General features: G+C 60.6%; 1 pseudogene. It reads right to left on the reverse strand.

Annotated elements, in window-relative coordinates:
- Positions 1 to 118: 118 nt before the first annotated feature.
- A pseudogene (locus ADK28_RS30940) lies at positions 119 to 249 on the reverse strand (type VI secretion system tube protein Hcp); the annotation flags it as partial.

Raw genomic sequence — 249 nt, forward strand, 5'->3', positions numbered from 1 at the left:
GCTACCGCACGCCCGGCTTTCACCGTTCGGGGTCCATGTCTCGTCTCAGTGTTCAGGTCTGGCCGGGGCCACACCTCAGCACTGAACAGCCCGGGCCGAAGCCCGGGCTGTATCACGGTTAAGCGGCTACCGGCTTGCGCCAGTCATCACTGCCGGACGAGCCGGATTTGAGGTGATCCCAGGTGATTTTGCGGTAGGCCAATGAGACTTCAATAAGCTGGGTGAAGTCCGATTTTTCCGCATCCTGGC

It is taken from the genome of Serratia sp. 506_PEND, from assembly GCF_001076875.1.
Lineage (GTDB): Bacteria > Pseudomonadota > Gammaproteobacteria > Enterobacterales > Enterobacteriaceae > Serratia > Serratia marcescens.